This window comes from Roseomonas mucosa ATCC BAA-692, assembly GCF_000622225.1.
Classification (GTDB): Bacteria; Pseudomonadota; Alphaproteobacteria; order Acetobacterales; family Acetobacteraceae; genus Roseomonas; species Roseomonas mucosa.
Genome location: NZ_JHWD01000001.1, coordinates 501,371 through 520,777, shown reverse-complemented (window position 1 = coordinate 520,777; position 19,407 = coordinate 501,371). Strand labels below are relative to the sequence as shown.

General features: G+C 73.0%; 17 protein-coding genes. 4 read left to right on the top strand and 13 right to left on the bottom strand.

All coding sequences use genetic code 11. The annotated features are described in order from the left end of the window. Positions 1-33: 33 nt before the first annotated feature. The 8 genes from BT98_RS0102495 to BT98_RS0102460 form a co-directional block, all read right to left on the bottom strand. Positions 34-2,094 (bottom strand): methyl-accepting chemotaxis protein, encoded by a 2,061-nt coding sequence (locus BT98_RS0102495; RefSeq protein ID WP_019462866.1) that lies wholly within the window; start codon positions 2,092-2,094, stop codon positions 34-36. Positions 2,095-2,208: 114 nt separating this feature from the next. Then, on the bottom strand, positions 2,209-3,177 hold the full coding sequence (locus BT98_RS0102490; RefSeq protein WP_037249519.1) for an ABC transporter substrate-binding protein: 969 nt from the start codon (positions 3,175-3,177) through the stop codon (positions 2,209-2,211). After that, positions 3,174-4,301, bottom strand: coding sequence for an LLM class flavin-dependent oxidoreductase (locus tag BT98_RS0102485; protein WP_019462868.1), 1,128 nt, complete (start codon positions 4,299-4,301; stop codon positions 3,174-3,176). The genes BT98_RS0102490 and BT98_RS0102485 overlap by 4 nt, the downstream gene beginning before the upstream one ends. Before the next feature lie 22 nt (positions 4,302-4,323). After that, positions 4,324-5,460 (bottom strand): acyl-CoA dehydrogenase family protein, encoded by a 1,137-nt coding sequence (locus tag BT98_RS0102480; protein ID WP_019462869.1) that lies wholly within the window; start codon positions 5,458-5,460, stop codon positions 4,324-4,326. After that, positions 5,457-6,440 carry an ABC transporter substrate-binding protein gene (locus BT98_RS0102475; RefSeq protein ID WP_019462870.1) on the bottom strand — a complete coding sequence of 328 codons (984 nt, stop codon included), beginning with the start codon at positions 6,438-6,440 and terminating at the stop codon, positions 5,457-5,459. The genes BT98_RS0102480 and BT98_RS0102475 overlap by 4 nt, the downstream gene beginning before the upstream one ends. Further along, entirely contained in the window at positions 6,437-7,168 is a 732-nt protein-coding gene (locus BT98_RS22985) for an ABC transporter ATP-binding protein (RefSeq protein ID WP_019462871.1), read from the bottom strand. Before BT98_RS22985 ends, BT98_RS0102475 begins: the two co-directional genes overlap by 4 nt. 16 nt (positions 7,169-7,184) lie before the next feature. After that, positions 7,185-8,045 (bottom strand): ABC transporter permease subunit, encoded by an 861-nt coding sequence (locus BT98_RS0102465; RefSeq protein ID WP_019462872.1) that lies wholly within the window; start codon positions 8,043-8,045, stop codon positions 7,185-7,187. A gap of 339 nt (positions 8,046-8,384) precedes the next feature. Further along, the gene (locus BT98_RS0102460; RefSeq protein WP_037249723.1) at positions 8,385-8,885 is read right to left on the bottom strand and encodes an Lrp/AsnC family transcriptional regulator; all 501 of its coding nucleotides are present in this window, start codon (positions 8,883-8,885) and stop codon (positions 8,385-8,387) included. A 298-nt stretch (positions 8,886-9,183) separates the two neighbouring features. Between BT98_RS0102460 and BT98_RS22980 the strand changes: the two genes are divergently transcribed. After that, a complete protein-coding gene (locus BT98_RS22980; RefSeq protein ID WP_019462874.1) occupies positions 9,184-9,588 on the top strand; it encodes a response regulator in 405 nt (134 codons plus the stop codon). Between the two features lie 180 nt (positions 9,589-9,768). Further along, complete coding sequence (locus BT98_RS0102450) at positions 9,769-11,091, top strand: Nramp family divalent metal transporter (RefSeq protein ID WP_019462875.1); 1,323 nt, start codon at positions 9,769-9,771, stop codon at positions 11,089-11,091. Between the two features lie 62 nt (positions 11,092-11,153). Here BT98_RS0102450 and BT98_RS0102445 read toward each other — a convergent pair whose 3' ends face one another. After that, the gene (locus tag BT98_RS0102445; RefSeq protein WP_019462876.1) at positions 11,154-12,098 is read right to left on the bottom strand and encodes an SPFH domain-containing protein; all 945 of its coding nucleotides are present in this window, start codon (positions 12,096-12,098) and stop codon (positions 11,154-11,156) included. 224 nt (positions 12,099-12,322) lie between these two features. On the opposite strand from BT98_RS0102445, the gene BT98_RS0102440 reads away from it, so the two are divergent. Further along, the gene (locus BT98_RS0102440; protein ID WP_019462877.1) at positions 12,323-13,318 is read left to right on the top strand and encodes a nucleoside hydrolase; all 996 of its coding nucleotides are present in this window, start codon (positions 12,323-12,325) and stop codon (positions 13,316-13,318) included. A gap of 24 nt (positions 13,319-13,342) precedes the next feature. Here BT98_RS0102440 and BT98_RS0102435 read toward each other — a convergent pair whose 3' ends face one another. Both BT98_RS0102435 and BT98_RS28350 read right to left on the bottom strand, forming a co-directional pair. Continuing rightward, positions 13,343-14,257 carry an oxygenase MpaB family protein gene (locus tag BT98_RS0102435; protein ID WP_019462878.1) on the bottom strand — a complete coding sequence of 305 codons (915 nt, stop codon included), beginning with the start codon at positions 14,255-14,257 and terminating at the stop codon, positions 13,343-13,345. A gap of 59 nt (positions 14,258-14,316) precedes the next feature. Further along, positions 14,317-14,775 (bottom strand): MerR family transcriptional regulator, encoded by a 459-nt coding sequence (locus BT98_RS28350; protein ID WP_019462879.1) that lies wholly within the window; start codon positions 14,773-14,775, stop codon positions 14,317-14,319. Between the two features lie 128 nt (positions 14,776-14,903). Here BT98_RS28350 and BT98_RS0102425 point away from each other — a divergent pair, with 128 nt between their 5' ends. Further along, positions 14,904-17,303, top strand: a complete 2,400-nt coding sequence (locus BT98_RS0102425; protein ID WP_019462880.1) for a heavy metal translocating P-type ATPase — start codon at positions 14,904-14,906, stop codon at positions 17,301-17,303. A gap of 369 nt (positions 17,304-17,672) precedes the next feature. On the opposite strand, the gene BT98_RS0102420 is transcribed toward BT98_RS0102425, so the two are convergent. Continuing rightward, a complete protein-coding gene (locus tag BT98_RS0102420; protein WP_019462881.1) occupies positions 17,673-18,698 on the bottom strand; it encodes an amino acid ABC transporter substrate-binding protein in 1,026 nt (341 codons plus the stop codon). 215 nt (positions 18,699-18,913) lie between these two features. Next, positions 18,914-19,144 (bottom strand): hypothetical protein, encoded by a 231-nt coding sequence (locus BT98_RS0102415; RefSeq protein WP_019462882.1) that lies wholly within the window; start codon positions 19,142-19,144, stop codon positions 18,914-18,916. Positions 19,145-19,407: the final 263 nt, after the last annotated feature.

The following is a 19,407-nucleotide window of genomic DNA, read 5'->3' as shown; positions in this document are numbered from 1 at the left end:
GGGCGGGCACAAGCGTCACCCGCCCCCGCTCCATCAGGCCGCCCGCACCTTCTCCACGAAGTCCAGCACCTGCTGCCGCAGCCGTTCCGACCGCTGCGACAGCTCGCCCGCGGCGGTCAGGACCTCCCCGGCGGACTGCCCGGTCTCCTGCGCGCTCTGGCTGACCGAGCCGATGCTCACCGTCACCACCTCGGTGGACTGCGCCGTCTGCTGCACCGTGCGGGCGATCTCCGCCGTCGCCGCAGTCTGCTCCTCCACCGCCGCCGCGATCGTCACCGTCGCCTCGCTGACCTCGCCGATGGTGCGGGTGATCTCCCCGATGGCGCCCACCGCGCCCTGGGTCGCTGCCTGCACCTGCGCGATCTGCTGGCCGATCTCCTCGGTCGCCCGCGCCGTCTGCGCCGCCAGGTTCTTCACCTCCGACGCCACCACCGCGAAGCCCTTGCCCGCATCGCCCGCCCGCGCGGCCTCGATCGTCGCGTTCAGCGCCAGCAGGTTGGTCTGCCCGGCGATATCGGCGATCAGCCGCACCACGTCGCCGATCCGCCCGCTGCTCTCGGCCAGGGCGCGCATGGTCTCGTCCGTACGGCGCGCCCCCTCCACGGCGCGCGAGGTCACCGCGCTCGCCTGCATCACCTGGCGGCTGATCTCCTGGATCGAGGCGCTCAGCTCCTCCGCCGCAGCCGCCACGGTCTGCACGCCCTGGCTGGCGTCCCCGGCTGCGACCGAGACGCGCGCCGCCTGCTCGTCCGTGCCCCGCGCCGTGGCGGACATGCCCTGGGCCGTCGCCTCCAGCTCGGTCGAGGCCGCCGAGAGCATCCCAACCATCTCGCCCACCTGCCCCTCGAAGCCGCGCACGACCTGCCCCAGCATCTCGGCCCGCCGCTGCTCCGCCCGGTGCGCCGCCTCCTGCTCCTCCTGCAGCCGACGCGCCGTCACCATGCTCCCGCGGAACACCTCCAGCGCCCCGGCCATGCATCCGATCTCGTCCTGCCGGCCGAGGCCCGGGATCTCCACCTCCAGCTCCCCGACGGAAAGCCGCCGCATCGCCCCGGTCATCGCGCCGATCGGCGCGATGACGCGGCGCAGCACCAGAAACAGCCCGCCCAGCGTCACGACGAGCGCCAGCAACAGCAGCATGACGTTGACGGCCAACGTCACGCCGGCCTCTTCGGCCCGCGCCTCGGCCCGCGCCACCAGTTGCCTCAGCGCCACCAGCGCCACGCCCGACACGGCCGTCACGTCGTCGCTGCTGCGTTGCTGGAAGGTCGCCAGCGGCATGGCCTGGCGCCCCGCCGTCAGGTCTCCATCGATCTCGCGCTGCCGCGCCAGGAAGCTGTCCGGAAAGGCCTCGCGCAGCGGCAGCAGGGCCTGCCGCACCGCCTCGGGCGTGCCGGGCCGGGCCGCGATGTCGAGCACCTGGTCCCAGTTGCCGCGCACCCGCCCATGCCATTCCGCGATGTCGGCCGCCTCCTTTGACGTGGGCGCCCGGCCCGCCGCCAGCAGCGTCTCGTTCAACCCGCCGATCTGCCCCGCCGCGAGGCGCGCGCTCCAGATCGCCTGCTTCAGCGTCATCACCTGGCCGAGTTCCGGTGCCGCCTCGCGGATCATCCCCATGATCTGGGCATCGGCACGGCTGAGCGCCTCGGTATAGGCCAGGGTCGCCCGCGTCGCCTCCTGGATCGCCGCGGCGTCGCTCACCTCCTGGTTCAGGCTGGCATCGAGCCGCGCCCGGAGCGCGCCCATCGACTCGCGATTCTGCCGCAGCGCCTCGATCAGGCCGGCCGTGCCCTCCGCCCGGGACAGGCTGGCCAGGGCGGCGCCCATGGCCTCCTCGCCGCTGGCCCGGCGCTCGGCGATCCGCCGCCGCGCCACCTCATCCGCCTGGCCCGGCCGGATCATGGCCGCCAGGGTGGTGGAACGCTCCACCCGGGCCTCGTTCAGCGCACTGAACAGCGCCGCATCCGCCCGCGACAGCTCGGCGACGCGGATGGCATTTTCACGCCGGGTCCAGCCTCCCCAGACATCGGGGACGGAGGTCCCGATCGTCAGCACGCCCAGAACGCAGATCGTCCCGCCCAGGACGGATTTCATCGATAGCCGCCGCAACATGCCTCGCGCCCCTGTCTGTCTGGCAGCGGCATGTTGCGGCAGGAAAACTACCGTCCCGTGAACGCGGCACCCGAAACACCGCGCCGTGACGGCAGGCTACGCCCCGCCGAGCCCGGCCCGGATCGCCCCGGCGAAGCTGCGGTCCAGCAGATCCTTCGCCTCCACCGGCTTCCGCACCAGCCCGGCGCGGCGATAGAGGTCGATGTTTCCCTGCTCGTCCCGCTCCACGGCGTCGTCCACCGGTACCACCCGGGTCTTCGCTCGCGCGAACCAGTGCTCCGCCACCGGCGCCGGCACGTTCATCAGCCCCGACCATGTCCGGGCATAGCCGGCGGTGTTCGCATTGGCCCATTCCCGCGCCTGGGCCAGCCGCCGCACCAGCTCCGACAGGTCCTCCCGCCGCCGCGCGATGGCGTCGTCGCGCGCCGCCTGGAAGCCCAGCCCCGGCGTGATCCCGCGCCCGCTCGCCACGATCCGCGCGCCGCTCAGGATTTCCTCCTGCGACACATAGGGCTCCCAGGTCGCCCAGGCCTCCACCGCCCCGCGCGACCAGGCCGCTTTGGCATCGGCCGGCAGCAGGAAGACGAACTGCACCGCATCCAGCGGCAGCTTCGCGTGCTCCAGCGCAGCCAGCACCACCTGATGCCCGATCGAGCCCCGCCCCGTGGCGATGCGCTTGCCCACGAGGTCCTGGATGCCCTTCACCGGGCTGTCCTTCGGCACGATGATGGCGAGCCCGCCCCGGTCCTCGCGCGTCGCGGCGATGGCCTTGGCCGGCACCCCCGCCGCCGCGCCGAAGGTGAAGGGCGCATCCCCCACCAGCCCGGTGTCGATGGCATCGGCGTTCAGCGCCTCCACCAGCGGTGCCGCCGCCGGGAACTCGCTCCAGGCGATCCGGTCCTCGAAGCCCTTCAGCGCCCCCGAGGCCTCCAGCACCGCCCGCGCATTGCCGCGCTGGTCGCCGACGCGCAACGGCGCCCCCTGCGCGCGCAGCAGGCGCGGCATCGCCAGCGGAAGGGCGATCCCCGCCCCCGCCAGCAGCAACCCTCGCCGGCTCAGCCTCATTCCGCCGCCACCCGCACGGCGGCCGCCCGCCGCTCCGCCACCAGCCTCTTGGTGATCGGCAGCAGCGTGCGCCCGTACTCCGCCGCATCCTCCAGCGGATCGAAGCCGCGGATCAGAAAGGTCGTCACGCCCAGCTCGTAGTATTCCAGGAAGGCCTCCGCCACCTGCTGCGGCGTGCCCACCAGGGCCGTGGTGTTCCCCCGCGCCCCGGTCTCTCGCGCGATCGCGGTATAGAGCCGCCCCTCCGGCCGGTCGCCCCGCTCCGCCGCCGCCAGCAGGCGCTGCGAGCCCGCATTGGCCGGCGCCTTGTTCGCCGGCCCCAGCGCCGCCTGCCCGCGCACCTCGCGCACCCGGCCCAGGATGCGCTCCGCCTTGGCCCAGGCCGCCTCCTCCGTCTCCGCCAGGATCGGGCGGAAGCTCAGCGAGAAGCGCACGTCATGCTCGCGCCCGTGCTTCGCCGCCTCCTCGCGCACGCGCCCCACGATCTCGCGCACCTGCGCCTGCGTCTCGCCCCAGAGCGCATAGACATCCGCATGCCTGCCCGCGACCCGCAGCGCCGCCTCGGAGGCACCGCCGAAATAGACCGGGATGCGCGGCTTCTGCACCGTCCGCACCTCGGGCGAGGCGCCCTTGATGCGGTAATAGGCGCCCTCGTGGTCCACCGGCTTCGCGCCGGTCCAGATCGCCTTCAGGATATCGACATACTCGTCCGTCCGCGCATAGCGGTCGTCCTTGCCGAGCCAGTCGCCGTCCCGCGCCTGGTCCACGTCATCGCCGCCGGAGATCACGTGGATCGCGGCGCGGCCGCCCGAAAGCTGGTCCAGCGTCGCATAGCTCCGCGCCGCGAGGCTCGGCGCCAGGAAGCCCGGCCGGTGCGCGACCAGGAATCCCACGCGCTTCGTATGCGCGGCCGCGTCGGTGGCCAGCAGGAACCCGTCGGGTCCGTTGCTGTACCAGCCGATCAGCACGCGGTCGAAGCCGCCCTCGTCATGCACCCGCATGGACTTGCGGAAATAGCCGAGGTCGATCGCCTCGCCATGCGGCGGGTGGATCTCCGACTGCTCGCGCGGCTGCACCATGCCGATGAACTCGACATCGTTCAGATGGGAACCCGGAACCGTCATCGGCTTTCCTCCTTCACTCGTCTCAATTCACCCCGAGCGCCCGGCGCCCCGCGACACCGTAGGCACTGTCGGGCTGCGGCGTGTGGATGCGCGCGCAGAGCACGTCGCGCAGATGCCGCTCCAGCGGGTTGGAACGCGCCAGCGCATGGTTGCCGCAGAGCGCCACCGCCTCCTGCACCACCGCGATGGCGTTCTCCGCCGCCACGGTCTTGATCAGCCCGGCCTCGGCCGCCTCCAGCCCCGCGTCGCGCGCGCCGGAGTCCACCAGCCGGTCGTTGGTCGCCAGCAGCGCCTCGATCCGGCCCACCGCCTCCTGCATGCGCGGCAGCGTGGCCAGCGGCCGGCCCAGATTGGCCGGCACGCGCCCCTTCAGGAAACCGACCAGCCAGTCCCGCGCCGCCCGCGCCACGCCCGTATAAAGCGCCGCGATCATCAGCGTGTTCCAGGCGCCGTGCTGCGCGCCGGGCCCGCCGCGCTCCTCCGGCAGCCGCAGGTCCACCGCATGTTCCAGCGGCACCAGCGCGTCCTCGAAGACCACGTCGTGGCTCCCGGAGGCCCGCAGCCCCGCCTGGTCCCAGCTCTCCTCGATCCGTACGCCCGGCGTGTCCGCCCGCACCAGAAGGGACCCGATGCGCGGCCGCTCCTCGTCGGTCCGCAGCCAGACCAGCATCCAGCGCAGCCCCGGCGCCCCGGTGGAGTAGATCTTGCGCCCGCTGACGCGCCATCCTTCCGCCGTGCGCCGCGCCACCGTGCCCGGCAACCCGCCACGCGCCGGCGAGCCCAGTTCCGGCTCCACGCGCAGCGCGTTCACCAGCGCCCCGCGCTCCACCGCCTCGCGCCCCACCAGCGCCTTGATGTGCTCCGGCACATGCGGGTCGGTGACGAGCCCGCGGATCTGGATCAGCTGCATCGCCAGCACCAGCGCCGTGGCCGGGCAGCCTTCCGCCACCCGCCCCACCAGCGCACAGGCCCGCTCCAGCCCGGCCTCCTCGCCACCATCGGCCTGCCGCGCCGTCAGGCCCAGCATCCCGGCCTCGTGCAGCGCCGTGAAGTTCGCGTGCGGGAAGCTGCCTTCCCGGTCATGCGCCGCGGCCCGCGACGCGAAGTCCCGCACCAGCGCACCCAGCGGGTCGGGCCGCACCAGCAAACCGTCCATCATGCCGCCAGCTCCAGCCCATGCCCGAAATCACGGTCCCAGAGCGGCGCCACGTTCACGCCCTTCGGCAGCAGGCCGAGTGCGGCGAAGTCGTCCGCCACCGCCTGGTGCGAGGCGATGGCCGCCTCGTCCGGCGCCACCAGCCGCCGCTTCTGGCTGACATTCTCCAGCAGCGCGCGGATCGTGGCCTCCGGCACGTTCAGCAGCCTCGACTGCGCCGCCGCCAGCTCCGCCGCATGGCTGTCCATCCACAGGAAGGCCCGCGAGACCCGCGCCAGATGATCGGCGATCGCCGCCCGCCGTCCCGGCTCCACCAGCGCGTCCGGGCTGGCGAAGACCAGGTAGTTCCCCGACAGGATCCCGCGCGCGTTGCGCAGTTCCCGCGCCCCGGCCTCGCGCGCCATCGGCACGGAATAGCCATAGATCGCCCAGGCATCGAGCGCCCCGTTCTGGAAGGCCGCACGCCCGTCGCTGGGGGAAAGATTCACGGCCTGGATGTCGCCGAAGCCCAGCCCTGCCTCGGCCAGCATCCGGTTCAGGTAGTAATGCGTGGTCGTTGCCCGCACATAGCCGACGCGCCTGCCCTTGAGGTCGGCGATGCTCCGCACCGTGGACCCCTTCGGCACCAGCACCACCTGCTCGTTCACGTCGCCGCGGATCACCGCGACCACCCTGATCCGTGCGCCCGAGGCGGCGGCGAAGGCCGGCGGGATCTCGCTGCCATAGGCGAGGTCGATGGCCCCGGCATTCACCGCCTCGACCATCAGGTTGCCGCTGCCGAACTCGGACCACGCCACCTGATAGGAACGGTCGCGATCCTGCCCCGACAGGTTCAGCAGGATCTGGTCGCCCGCCTTGTACTGCGCCGCCCGCAGCGTCACCCCCGCCTGCGCCCGCGCGCTTCCCCGCCCCGCCAGCAGCAGCGCCGGCGCCGCCAGCACGGCACCCCGCAGCGCCCCGCGCCGCGTCAGCACCCCGCTCACGCCGCCTGCCTCGCGCTGTCCTCGACGCCCAGCTCCGCCAGCAGCCGCCGCCGCAGCGCCACGAAGCCCGCATCGCCATGCGCCCGCGGCCGCTCCATCGCCACGGGAATATCCGCCGCGATCCGCCCGGCATCCAGCACCAGCACCCGGTCCGCCAGCAGGATCGCCTCGTCCACGTCATGCGTGACGATCAGCGTGGTCGGCCCATGCGCGCGCCAGAGCTCCAGCACCAGCGCATGCATCCGGATGCGCGTTAGCGCGTCCAACGCCGCGAAGGGCTCGTCCAGCAGCAGCAGCCTCGGCTCGCGCACCAGCGCCCGCGCCAGGGCGGAGCGCTGCGCCTCGCCGCCCGACAATGTCAGCGGCCAGGCATTCAGCCGGTGCGACAGCCCCACCTCGCCCAGCGCCCGCTCCGCCCGCTCGCGCGCCCCGCCGCCGGGCAGGCCGAGGGTCACGTTCTGCCAGACCTTCTTCCAGGGCAGCAGCCGCGGCTCCTGGAACACCGCCGCCACGCTCTCCGGCAGCCGGACCACCGCGTCCTCCGGCACCGGGTCCAGCCCGGCCAGCGTCCGCAGCAGCGTCGTCTTGCCCGAGCCCGAACGCCCCAGCAGCGCGGTGAAGGACCCCGGCTCCAGCTCGATATCCAGCCCGTGCAGCACGGTGTTCTGGCCGAAGCGCCGGGTCAGGCCGCGCACCGAGACGGCGCGCGCGTTGTTCTGCTCGCCCATGGTCCCCGCTCCCCGCTCAGGCCTTGATCAGGCTCGGCCGCCAGGCCAGCGTCCGCCGCTCCACGAGGCGCATCAGGGCGTCCGCCCCCAGCCCCAGCAGCGCATAGACGACGAGGCCCACGACGATGACGTCGGTGCGCAGGAAGTCCCGCGCGTCGTTGATCAGGTAGCCGATGCCCGAGGTCGCGTTGATCTGCTCGGCGATCACCAGGCTCAGCCAGGCCGTCCCGATCGCGTAGCGCAGCCCCACGATGCCCGAGGGCAGCGCACCCGGCAGGATCACGTGCCGGATCATCCCCTGCCGGTCGAGGCCGAAGACCTTGCCCGCCTCCATCAGCTTCGGATCGACACCCCGGATGCCCGCGAAGAGCGTCAGATAGACCGGGAAGCTGGTCCCCAGCGCCACCAGCGCGATCTTCGGCGTCTCGCCGATGCCGAACCACAGGATGAACAGCGGCACCAGCGCCAGGAAAGGCAGCGTGCGGAGCATCTGCAGCGGCGCGTCCACGATCTCCTCGCCCAGCTTCGACAGCCCGGCGATCAGCGCGAAGGCCGTGCCCGCCGCCACGCCGATGGAAAGCCCCAGCGCCACCCGGCCCAGCGAGACCAGCAGGTGGTGCGGCAGCTCGCCCGAAAGCGTCAGCTCCCAGGCCGAGGCGATCACCGTGCTCGGCGCCGCCAGGGTGCGCGGCGAGATCAGCCCGGCCATCGAGGCCGCCTGCCAGAGCAGCACGATCACCAGCGGCGAGACGAAGCGCCGCGCCTTGCCGAGATGGAGCCGGCCGGGCAGCAGCGCCCGCGCCGCCCGGGCGAGGCTGCGGTCGGAAAGAGAGGAAGAGGAGCGCCCTGTGGCGCCGATCACCTGGGTGTCGGACATGCTGGCTCCGTCCCGGCCACCGGCCCTGGGGCCGCGCGGTCCGCGAAAAGGGGAAGAGGCGGTGGAACCCGGTTGCAGCCCGGGCGGGATGGCGCGGGCTTCAGCCCGGCAGACCGGGGCCGGTACAGGCCCGGCAGCGGCAACAGGCCCGCCGCGCCGGAACCGGACCCTTGAGGTCCCCGATGCGCCCGCCGGACGCGGCCTCTCGGCCCGGATTCCACGACATCTCGATCATGGAGCAGAGGATAGGCAGAGGGTTATTCGCGATAAATAGTCGGGTTTATCGAAGTTCAACGCCGCCAGAGGATGCCATTCCCCCGTCCGCCCGATCCGGGGGAGTTATTCCTCCGCTCCCTCCTGGGGCTGGCCCCGGTCGCGGAAGGCCGCCCGGTTCAGGGGAAAGGCGGTGGTGTGCTTGATCCGCTCCATGGCGAAGCGGGAGGTCACGTTGCGCATCGGCACCGTCCCGATCAGCCGCTTGTAGAACAGGTCGAACTCCGCCATGTCCGCCACCGCGACGTGGAGCATGTAGTCCACCTCCCCCGCCATCCGGTAGGCCCCCATCACCTCCGGCATGGCGTCCACCGCCTGGGCGAAGCGTTCCAGCCAGTCCGGCGTATGGTCCCCCGCCTCCACCGCCACGAAGACGCTCAGCCCCACCCCCACCTTCTCCGGCGCCACCAGCGCCACCCGGCGGGTGATCACCCCGGCGGCCTCCAGCTTCTGCACCCGCTTCCAGCAGGGCGTGGCGGAAAGCCCCACCTTGTCCGCCATCTGGGCGATGGAAAGCGTGGCATCCTGTTGCAGGATCGCGAGGAGCTTGCGGTCGATCTCGTCCATGAACACTCCGTCCGGCCGCCGTTCCGGCGCCCAAGGGACGCCCCCGGGGAGGCACCCCAGGCGACGTCCCGGCATTGGCCGGCCCGGCCATGCCGGCGTTTCCCGGCCCCATAAGGGATCACGCGCCAGCCGCCGGGGGTCAAGGCCATCCCCGCCGCTCCGCCCTTGCGCCCCCCCTTCGCCCATGTCCCGGCTGCGCCTCAGCCTCGCCCCTCCCCCACGGCCCGGAACTGAACCTTTCCCGCGCTGCGGCGCTTAACCGTGAACAGGACGCAATGATGGGGGCAAGGAGGCAGGCATGTGCGACATACTCGTGGTGGATGACGACGATCTGGTGCGGGCCACCCTCTCCTCGATCCTGGAGATGGAAGGCTGGTGCATCCGCGAGGCGTCCTCCCCCGACGAGGCCACGGTCGTCACGCAGGACGAGATCTGCCGCGTGCTCGTCACCGACATCAACCTCGGCACCCCGCAGGACGGCTTCGACGTCGCCGCGCAACTCCGCAGCCGCAGCCCTGGCCTGCCCGTGGTCTATGTCAGCGGCCGCCCCTGGCTCTTCAACGGCCGCCAGATGAACCCCGACGAGCGTACCCTGGCCAAGCCGTTCCGCGCCGAGGAACTCACCCGCACGGTGCGCGAGCTGCTCGGCCTCGTGCACATGGATCACCCGTCGCGCCAGGGCGCCGTCCCGACGGGACCGTGACGAGTCTCCGGCGAACAGCGGAGCCAGCATCTTCCGGCTGCCCCCTTGCCTGTGGCGAGGCGGGCACGGATGATGTCCCATGAAGCATCACAGCCACGCGAACCTCTCGCGAGATCGTCATCTAAACAGGGATTTGCGCCATTGGGCGGATCGGCCGGCCCCCGGACGGAGCCGGTGCCGATGAACGACGCAAGCCCCTTCGCCGGCGAGACCCGGCCCGGCAGCCTTCCCGAAGTCCACCGCAGCGTCGGCGTCCCCCGCACCGGCAGCACCTTCCGCCGCTTCCTCGCCTTCGCCGGCCCTGGCTACCTCGTCGCCACCGGCTACATGGACCCGGGCAACTGGGCCACGGCGATCGCCGGCGGCTCCGCCTTCGGCTACACGCTGCTCTCCGTCGCCCTGCTGTCCTCCCTGATGGCGATGCTGCTCCAGGCCATCTCGGCCCGCCTCGGCATCGCCACCGGCCGCGACCTCGCCCAGCTCTGCCGCGAACGCCTGCCGCGTCCCTTCGCCGTCCCGCTCTGGCTCCTCGCCGAGCTCGCCATCTGCGCCACCGACCTCGCGGAGCTGATCGGCACCGCCGTCGCCCTGCAGCTCCTCTTCGGCATCCCGCTGCTGCTCGGCACCGTGCTGACCGCGCTCGACGCGCTGCTGATCCTGTGGCTGCAGCACAAGGGCATGCGCTGGCTGGAGGCGATGGTCGCCGGCTTCCTCGCGCTGATCTGCGCCTGCTTCGCCGTCCAGGTCGCGCTTTCCGACCCGAACTGGGGCGATCTGCTGCGCGGCTACCTGCCCTCCGCCTCCATCGTCACCAACCAGACGCAGCTCTACATCGCCATCGGCATCATCGGCGCCACGGTGATGCCGCATAACCTCTACCTGCACACCGCGGCCGTGCAGTCGCGCGCCGTCGCCCCCGACGATGCCAGCCGCAAGGAGGCCGTGCGCTTCGCCACCTGGGACAGTTGCACCGCGCTGACCATCGCCCTGCTGGTCAATTCCGCCATCCTGATCGTCGCCGCCGCCGCCTTCCACACCAGCGGCCACCACGACGTCGCGGAACTCCAGGACGCGCACAGCCTCCTCGCCCCTCTGCTCGGCGCCGCGGCCCCCATCCTCTTCGCCGTGGCGCTGCTGCTCTCGGGCCTCAACTCCACCGTCACCGCCACGCTGGCCGGGCAGGTGGTGATGGAGGGCTTCATCCACTTCCGCCTTTCCCCGGTGGTGCGCCGCCTCGTCACCCGCGGCATCGCCATCGTCCCGGCGCTGATCGTCACCTGGCTCTACGGCGAAAGCGGCACGGGACAACTGCTGATCCTCAGCCAGGTGGTGCTGTCGCTGCAGCTCCCCTTCGCGATGATCCCGCTGATGCTCTTCGCCTCCGACCGGAAGCTGATGGGCAACCTCGTCACGCCCCGCTGGCAGCGCGTGGTCGGCTGGGCCATCACCGTGCTGATCGTGGGGCTGAACGTGAAGCTCATCGCGGACACGGTCACGGGCTGAACGCCACCGCGCGGCCGGCCGGGGGAAGAAGGCGCCCCCTTCTCCCCCCCGGCACGCCCCGCTCAGTGGTTCAGCGTCCCCGCATTGATCACCGGCACCGGGTCCTTGTCCCCCACCAGCACCAGCAGCAGGTTGGACACCATTGCCGCCCGCCGCTCGGTATCCAGCGCCAGCCCCTTCCGCTCCAGCGCGGCCAGCGCGTCCTCCACCATGTCCACCGCCCCGGCGACGATCTTGCGGCGCGCCGCCAGCACCGCCTCGGCCTGCTGCCGCCGCAGCATCGCCCCGGCGATCTCGGGCGCATAGGCGAGATGCGTGATCCGCGCCTCGGCGATGCGGATTCCGGCGCGCCCCACCCGCTCCTGCAGCTCCCGCACCAGCCCCTGCACCACCTCGTCGCCGCCATCCAGCAGCGTCGCCGGCGCCCGCGCCGCCACTGCCGCCTCGGCCTCCGTGCCGCCCACGCCGCTGACGATGGCCACCTCCGCCGCGTCATAGGCATGCGCCCCGGCGATCCGCCGCAGCGCCGCGTCGCTCTGCACCCGCACGAAAGCCTCGTAGTCGTCGATCTCCAGCAGCGCCGCCGCCGAATCCGACACGGACCACACCACCGCCGCCCCGATCTCGATCGGGTTGCCCACGCCGTCATTCACCTTCAGCGCCGCGATCTCATGCGTCCGCAAACGCCGCGACACCTTGCTGCGCGTATAGAGCGGATTGGTGAAGCGCAGCCCCGCCGCCTCGTCCGTGGCGCGATAGCTGCCGAAGAGCAGCAGCACCGCGCTCTCGTTCGGCGCCAGCACATAGAGCCCGCGCAGCAGGAACAGCCCCAGCACCACCAGCAGCCCGGCCGGCACCACCCGCCCCGGCTGTCCCGCCGCGGCGGAGCCCAGGAACAGCAGCACCCCCGCCGCCACCAGCAGCACGATCACGCCCAGCGCCGCATAGCCGCTCACCGCGAAGCCGCGCCGGTCCCGTACCGCCCCGCCCCGATCCGCTTCCGCCATCGCCATCCTCCCTGCCCAAAGGAGACAACGCCCCGGTCGCCTTCCGTTTCCCCGGGCCCCACCAGCACGCGCCCCGGCTGGCCTCAGCCCCAGGCCCCCGCCCCCCGGCAGACCCGGCCTCGCAGCTTGACTCCCGCCCCCGCCCCCGGACCAATGCCGCCCCCTGGCGCCGCGCCGCCCGTTCCGGGCACCGGCCCCCGAAACCTTCCCCGGAGCCCCGCCGCATGACCGCGCGGAAAGTCATCTTCGACACCGACCCCGGCATCGACGACGCCTGCGCCCTGGCGCTGGTCGCCGCCAGCCCGGCGCTCGAACTGGTCGGCATCACCAGCGTCTTCGGCAATGCCCCGGTCGGGACCACCACCCGCAACGCCCTCTACCTCCGCCGCCGCTACGGCCTCGCCGCCCCGGTCGCCCGCGGCGCCGCCCGGCCGCTCGCCTGCCCGCCGCGCGACTTCCCCGCCTTCATCCATGGCGAGAACGGCCTCGGCGACTTCCCCCTCCCCGGCCTGGCGGAAACCGGCCAGGGCCCGGCCGACCGTCCGCACGCGCTCGACGCCGCGCATTTCATCGTGGAACAGCTCCGCGCCGCGCCCGGCGAGATCACGCTGATCGCCGTCGGCCCGCTCACCAACCTCGCCATGGCGCTGGACATCGATCCCGGCATCACCTCGCTCGCCGCCGAGCTCGTGGTCATGGGTGGCGCCTTCGGCACGGCCGGCCGCCCCGGCAACGTTTCCCCGGTCGCCGAAGCCAATATCTACAACGACCCGCACGCCGCCGACCGCGTCCTCACCGCGCCCTGGCCGGTGCGCCTGGTCGGCCTCGACGTCACCACCCTCTGCGTGATGAGCGGCGCCTACATGGCGGCGCTGCGCGACCGCGCGCCCGGCATCGGCGGCTTCCTGTACGATATCACCCGCTTCTACGAAGGGCTCTACCGCAGCCGTGACGGCATCGACGGCATCAACGCGCACGATGCCCTGGCCGTCGCCCGCGCCATCGACCCCACGCTCTTCACCGAGCGCCGCGGCCCCGTCCGCGCCGTCACCGAGGGCATCGCCATCGGCCAGACCATCCAGCGGGTGGAGGATATCCGATATCCCCCCGGCCCCTGGGACAACCTGCCCGCCCAGTCCATCTGCCTCACCGCCGACAACGAGCGCTTCCTGCGCCTCTACGCCGACACCCTGGCCGCCTGGGACGCCGGGCGGGGCTGAAGCGCCGGGAGGCCGGGCGCCGCCTCAGGCAAAAGCCCAGCGCAGCGTCCGCGCCACCCCGCGCACCCCGCCCCGCACCAGCGGCGCGGCCAGCAGCGGCACCTCCAGCCCATGCATCCGCCGCGCCCAGAGCGGCAGCAGGTCCACCGCCGCCCGTCCCGCCAGCGCCCGCAGCGGCTCCGCCTTCCCCGTTCCGGGCGAGAGCACCAGCCCCGCCACCTCCCGCGTCCGGCCGTCACACCGCAGCCCGGGCCGCATCGCCTCGATCAGCCGCCGCGCCTCGCCCCGGCTGCGCGGCACCGGCGCGGCGCCCAGCGCCTCCCCGACCCTGGCCATCTCGGCGACATAGCGGTCCTGCTCCGCCGCGCTCAGATCCGGCGCGGCATAGCGCATCCCCGCCTCCAGAAAGCTGACCACCTCCGTCACATGCACCCAGGCCAGCAGCGCCGGGTCATCCGCCGCATAGGGCGTCCCATCCGGCAGCACCCCCCGCACCCGCGCATGGATGCCGCGCACCCGCGCCGCCACCGCCGCGGCCTCCTCCGGCCCGCCATAGGTGGTGAGCGCGATGAAGCGCGCCGTCCGCCGCAGCCGCCCGCTCATGTCGGCGCGGAAATCCGAATGATCCCAGACCCCCGCCAGCACCGCCGGGTGCAGCATCTGCAGCAGCAGCCCGGCCATGCCGCCCACCATCATCGCCGCCACGTCGCCATGCAGCCGCCAGGCCACCGAGCCCGGCCCGAACCAGCCATCCTCCCGCCGCGCCACCGGCCGCTCGCCGCGGGCGGCATCGTTGAACAGCCCCCGCACCTCGGCGACGATGGCGCGCTTCAGCGGCCGCGCCAGCGGCGCCGGCAGCAGCGTGGCGAAGAGAGGGGACGGCGAGGCTTCGGACATGCCGCACCATGTCGGCACGCCCGCCGCAAGCGGAAGGGGCATCCCCGCCAACCCGCCCCGGAACCGGCCTCCGGGAACCCGCCCCCCGGAAGCCCCCGCCCCTATTCCCCCAGCGCCGGCACCGCCTCCTCCGCCGCCCCATGGCGCGGATCGCCGCAATGCCCGTGCCCGAAATCCGCCAGCGTCTCCAACACCCGGCAATCCTCCGTCACCCCGCAATCCCCCGACACCGCCAGCCGCGACAGCTCCGCCCGCAGCGCCAGCAGCCGCGCCACGCGCCGGTCGATCTCCGCCATTTGCGCCCGGGCGATGCCATGCGCCGCCGTGCAGTCCAGCCCCGGATGCTCCGCCAGGTGCAGCAGCTCGCGGATCGCCGGCATGGCGAAGCCCAGCTCCCGCGCATGGCGGATGAAGCCCAGCCGCCGCAGATGCGCCAGGCCGAAGACCCGGTGGCCGCCCTCGCTCCGCAGCGCCGGCGGCAGCAGCCCCTCCGCCTCGTAGAAGCGGATCGTGGTGGCCTTCACCCCGGTCCGGCGCGACAGCTCACCGATGGCCAGCATTCCGCTCCCTTCCGCCGCCCGCCGTTCCGACATGCCTGCCTCCCGCACCGAAATCCGCCACATCGCCTCTTGAACCTCCAGCCGCTGGAAGTCCCACCTTTCAGGCCGAACGAGCGGAAGATGGTGCGATGACCGGAGCCGATACAAGCGAGGAACGCCTGTCCTGGCGGGTCCAGGGCATGGACTGCCCCTCCTGCGCCGCCAAGGTGGAGAAGGCCGTTGCCCGCCTGCCGGGCGTCCATTCCCCCCGGCTGAACTTCACCGCCGAGCGCCTCAGCCTCGCCCTCGCCAAGGGCATCCAGGCCGAGGCCCTGGCCGCCCAGGTGGAAAGCAGCCTCGCCGCCCTGGGCTACCAGGCCCGCCGCCTCCCCCCGCGTCCGGCGCCCGCCCCGGCCAGCGACCAGGCGCACGGCCACCGGCACGGCCCCGGCCCCTCCTCCGCCACCGAGGCATCCTGCTGCCACCCCGGCGACGCCGGCTGCTGCGGCAATCACTCCGGCGCCGGCCACCCGCCGCACGACCACGGGCACGACCATGCCGGCCAGGATGCCCACCCCATGGACACCGAACCCGCCGCCGCCCACCCCACGGGCTCCCACAGCCATGGCGGCCTCGCCCACGCGCATTCCCACGACGACCCGGCCGAGGCCGGCCTCCCGCTCTGGCGCACCGCCAAGGCCCGCCTCCTCCTCGCCATCGGCCTTGTCGCACTGGCCGGCTGGCTCCTCGCCCGGCTCTCCCCCGGCGCGGCGGATGCGATCTACGCCGCCGCCACGCTGGTCGCCGTCTTCCCCTTCGCCCGCCGTGCCTTCGCCCTGGCGCGCGCCGGCAGCCCCTTCTCCATCGAGACGCTGATGGTGGTCGCCGCCCTCGGCGCCGCCGCCATCGGCGCGGCGGGCGAGGCCATGACGGTCGTCTTCCTCTTCGCCCTGGGCGAGCTGCTGGAAGGCGTCGCCGCCGGCCGCGCCCGCGCCGGCATCCAGTCCCTGGTCGCGCTGATGCCGCGCACCGCCCTGCGCCTCGACGCCGCCGGCAACGCCACGGAGATCCCGGCCGCCACCCTCGCGGAAGGCGACCGCGTCCTGGTCCGCCCCGGCGAGCGCGTGCCCGCCGACGGCACCATCGAGGATGGCCGCTCCGCCCTCGACGAGAGCCCCGTCACCGGCGAGAGCATCCCCGTCCCGCGCGGCCCCGGCGAGCCGGTGGTGGCCGGCAGCATCGCCACCGACGGCGCGCTGCGCCTGCGCGTCACCCGCGCCGGGGAGGACAGCACCCTCGCCCGCATCGCCAGTTTGGTGGCCGAGGCCTCGGCCTCGCGCGGCCGCGCCCAGCGCTTCGTGGAACGCTTCGCCAACTGGTGGACCCCCGGCGCCATGGCGGTGGCGGCGCTGACAATCCTGGTCCCGCCCCTCTTCCTCGGCGGCGACTGGTCGGTCTGGCTCTACCGTGGCCTCGCCCTGCTGCTGGTCGCCTGCCCCTGCGCCCTGGTGATCTCGGTCCCCGCCGCCATGGCCTCCGGCCTTTCCGCGGGCGCCCGGCACGGCCTGCTGGTCAAGGGCGGCGCGGCGCTGGAGGCCATCGGGAACGCCCGCACCATCGCCTTCGACAAGACCGGCACGCTGACCGAAGGCCGCCCCCGCCTCACCGACCTCGTCCCCGCCGGCACGGAGGCGGAGGACGATCTCCTGGCCCTGGCCGCCGCCGTGGAAGCCGGCTCCGCCCATCCCCTGGCCCGTGCCGTCACCGAGGCCGCCGCCGCACGCGGCCTCGCCATCCCCGAGGCCCGCAACGGCAGCGCCATCCCCGGCAAGGCCGTCACCGCCCAGGTCGGCGATGCCCAGGCCGGCATCGGCAGCATCGCCTGGGCCGAGGCCGAGACCGCTCCCCTCCCCGCCGCCCTGGTCGCCCGCCGCGACGGCCTCCAGGCTGAGGGCAAGACCGTTTCCGCCCTCATCGCCGATGGCCGCCTCCTGGCCCTGCTCGCCCTGCGCGACGAGCCCCGCGCCGATGCCGCCCAGGCCATCGCCGCCCTGAAGTCCCAGGGCATCGCCACGGTGATGCTGACCGGCGACAACCCCCGCACCGCCGCCGCCATCGCCGCGCGGCTCGGCCTGGAGGCCCGCGCCGGGCTGCTGCCAGAGGACAAGCTGCGCGAGATCGCCGCACTGAAATCCGCGGGCCCTGTCGCCATGGTTGGCGACGGCATCAACGACGCCCCGGCGCTCGCCGCCGCCAGCACCGGCATCGCCATGGGCGGCGGCACGGAAACCGCGTTGGAGGCCGCCGACGCCGCCCTCCTGCACGGCCGCGTCGCAGGCGTCGCCGAGCTCGTCGCCCTGTCGCGCGACACGCTGCGCAACATCCGCCAGAATGTCGGCATCGCCGTGGGGCTGAAGGCGCTCTTCCTGGCCACCACCCTCGCCGGCATCACCGGCCTCTGGCCCGCCATCCTGGCCGATACCGGCGCCACCGTCCTGGTCACGCTGAACGCCCTGCGCCTGCTGGCCTGGAAACCCGCCCGGGCCTGAGCGCCATTTCAGGCGTTGAGCCGTCCCGGGGGAAAGGCGCTGCCTTTCGCCCCGGACCCCCTATCCGCCAGGACCCTGCGGGCCCTGGGCCCGATGAGTTGGCTCTCCCTGTGGCCGGATTGCGCCGGAGAGCCATGCTCTCCGGCGGACTGCCCGGGCCACCCGCGCGGTAAGGATGCTTTTCTTCTTTTCGGGAGCCCCGCGTCGCTACCTGCTCCCAGGGATCAGGCCGCAGGCTGACGGACACCACGCAGAGCCAGCGAAAGGCGGGGTCCGGGGACATACCATGTCCCCGGCGGAGAGGGGGTCCGGGCGGAGAGGCAGAGCCTCTCCCCCGGCGGCCGGCCTCGAAGCAAAACGCCCGCAGCCTCAGCGCATCGGCAGCGCGTAGAGCAGCCCGCCCCGCGTCCAGAGCTCGTTCGGCCCGCGTGCCAGCCCGACCGGCGTCTTCGGCCCCATGTGGCGGTCGTACATCTCGCCATAATTGCCCACTGCCTTCACCACGCGCACCACCCAGTCCGGGTCCAGCTTCAGCGACTGTCCCAGTTCCGGCGTGACCCCCAGCAGGCGGCGCGTGTCCGGGTTGGTGGTGGTCCGCTTCACCTCCTCCGCATTGGCGGAGGTGACGCCGCTCTCCTCCGCCTGGATCACCGCGTTCACGTACCAGCGCACCAGGTCGTACCACTCGTCGTCGCCACGGCGGACATAGGGGCCGTAGGGCTCCTTGGAGAAGCGCTCGCCCAGGATCTTCCATTCCTCGGGATTGGGCATCGAGGACCGCACGGCGGCGAGCTGCGAGGCATCCGTGCCGAAGGCATCGCAGCGACTGGCCTGCAGCGCGTCGGAAGCCTGGTCGTTGCGCTGGAAAAGCACCGGGCTGAAACCCAGGCCCTGGCTGCGGAAATAGTCCGCCGTCACCTGCTCGTTGGTCGTGCCCTGGATCAGGCAGATCGTGGCGCCGTTCAGCTCGGATGCCTTCGAGATCTGGGCATTGGTCCGGACCATGAAGCCGTGCCCGTCATAGAAATACGGCGTGATCGCCCGCAGCCCGAGCGTCACGTCGCGCAGCATCGTTTCCGTGCTGGTGCGGAACAGCACGTCGATCTCGCCCGAGGCCAGCGCCGTGAAGCGGCTGGAGGACGGCAGCGGCGTGAACCGCACCTTGCCGGCATCGTTGAACAGCGCCACGGCCAGGCCCCGGCACAGGTCCACGTCCAGTCCCTGCCACACGCCCTTGGAGTCCGGCAGGGCGAAGCCCGCCACGCCGGTATGGATGCCGCAGACAAGCTGCCCGCGCGCGCGGACCGCATCCAGCGTGGCCCCGGCCCGCGCGGCGCCAGGACCGGTCAGCAGCGCGGCCACGGACATGGCCAGGGCAAGAAGAAGGCGCTTCATCGTCACGACATCCCGGTTGTGAACCCGGAAAGAGTGCGAAGTCTGTTCCCGCACCGTCAACACGCCCGCCCGGCTTCCAGGGTGCTGGAACGCGCCACCCCGTCCGGCCGCTGCCCACGCCCCGGGCATTGCCGCGTGGCGCCGCCCATCTCCGCGCCGCTTCTGTCCCGCGAGCGGGCGCGGACAGCCACCGCCGAGCCCGAACAGACCGTTCCTCAGTGCCCCCGCACGTAATGCACGATGTCGATGAAGCCCTGGGCGGAGACTGGCAGCACCAGCAGCAGGACCGCCGTGATCAACACGATCGCCGCCCAGAACCGCTCCTGCCCCTTCGAGCGCTCGGGCGGCTCTTCACGCATCCGGAAACCCGCACCATCGAAGGGCATTCGCAGCACTCCCGCCAGCAGCTCCCACTCCCCGGGGGCAAAGCCTATCGGCACGGCCATCGCGGCCTCAAGTCCTATCCGTGCCGTTGCCCGGAACCCGCCCCGGCTCCGGCCCCGACCGCTGCGCCGATGGGAACGGTGCGGGCGTCTCCCCCCGCCACACGCCCGGTGCGGCCCCTCCGGCGTCATGCCCCCCCCGCCACTCCCGGCGGAGGCCGCCGGACCGCCCACCGGCGCCCGGGCTTGCGGTTCGCGGTATCCCCATTAACGTCCGGCAGGCCGGGAGAAGCGTCTCCGCCGCGCCGCGCCCGATGAAAAACCCG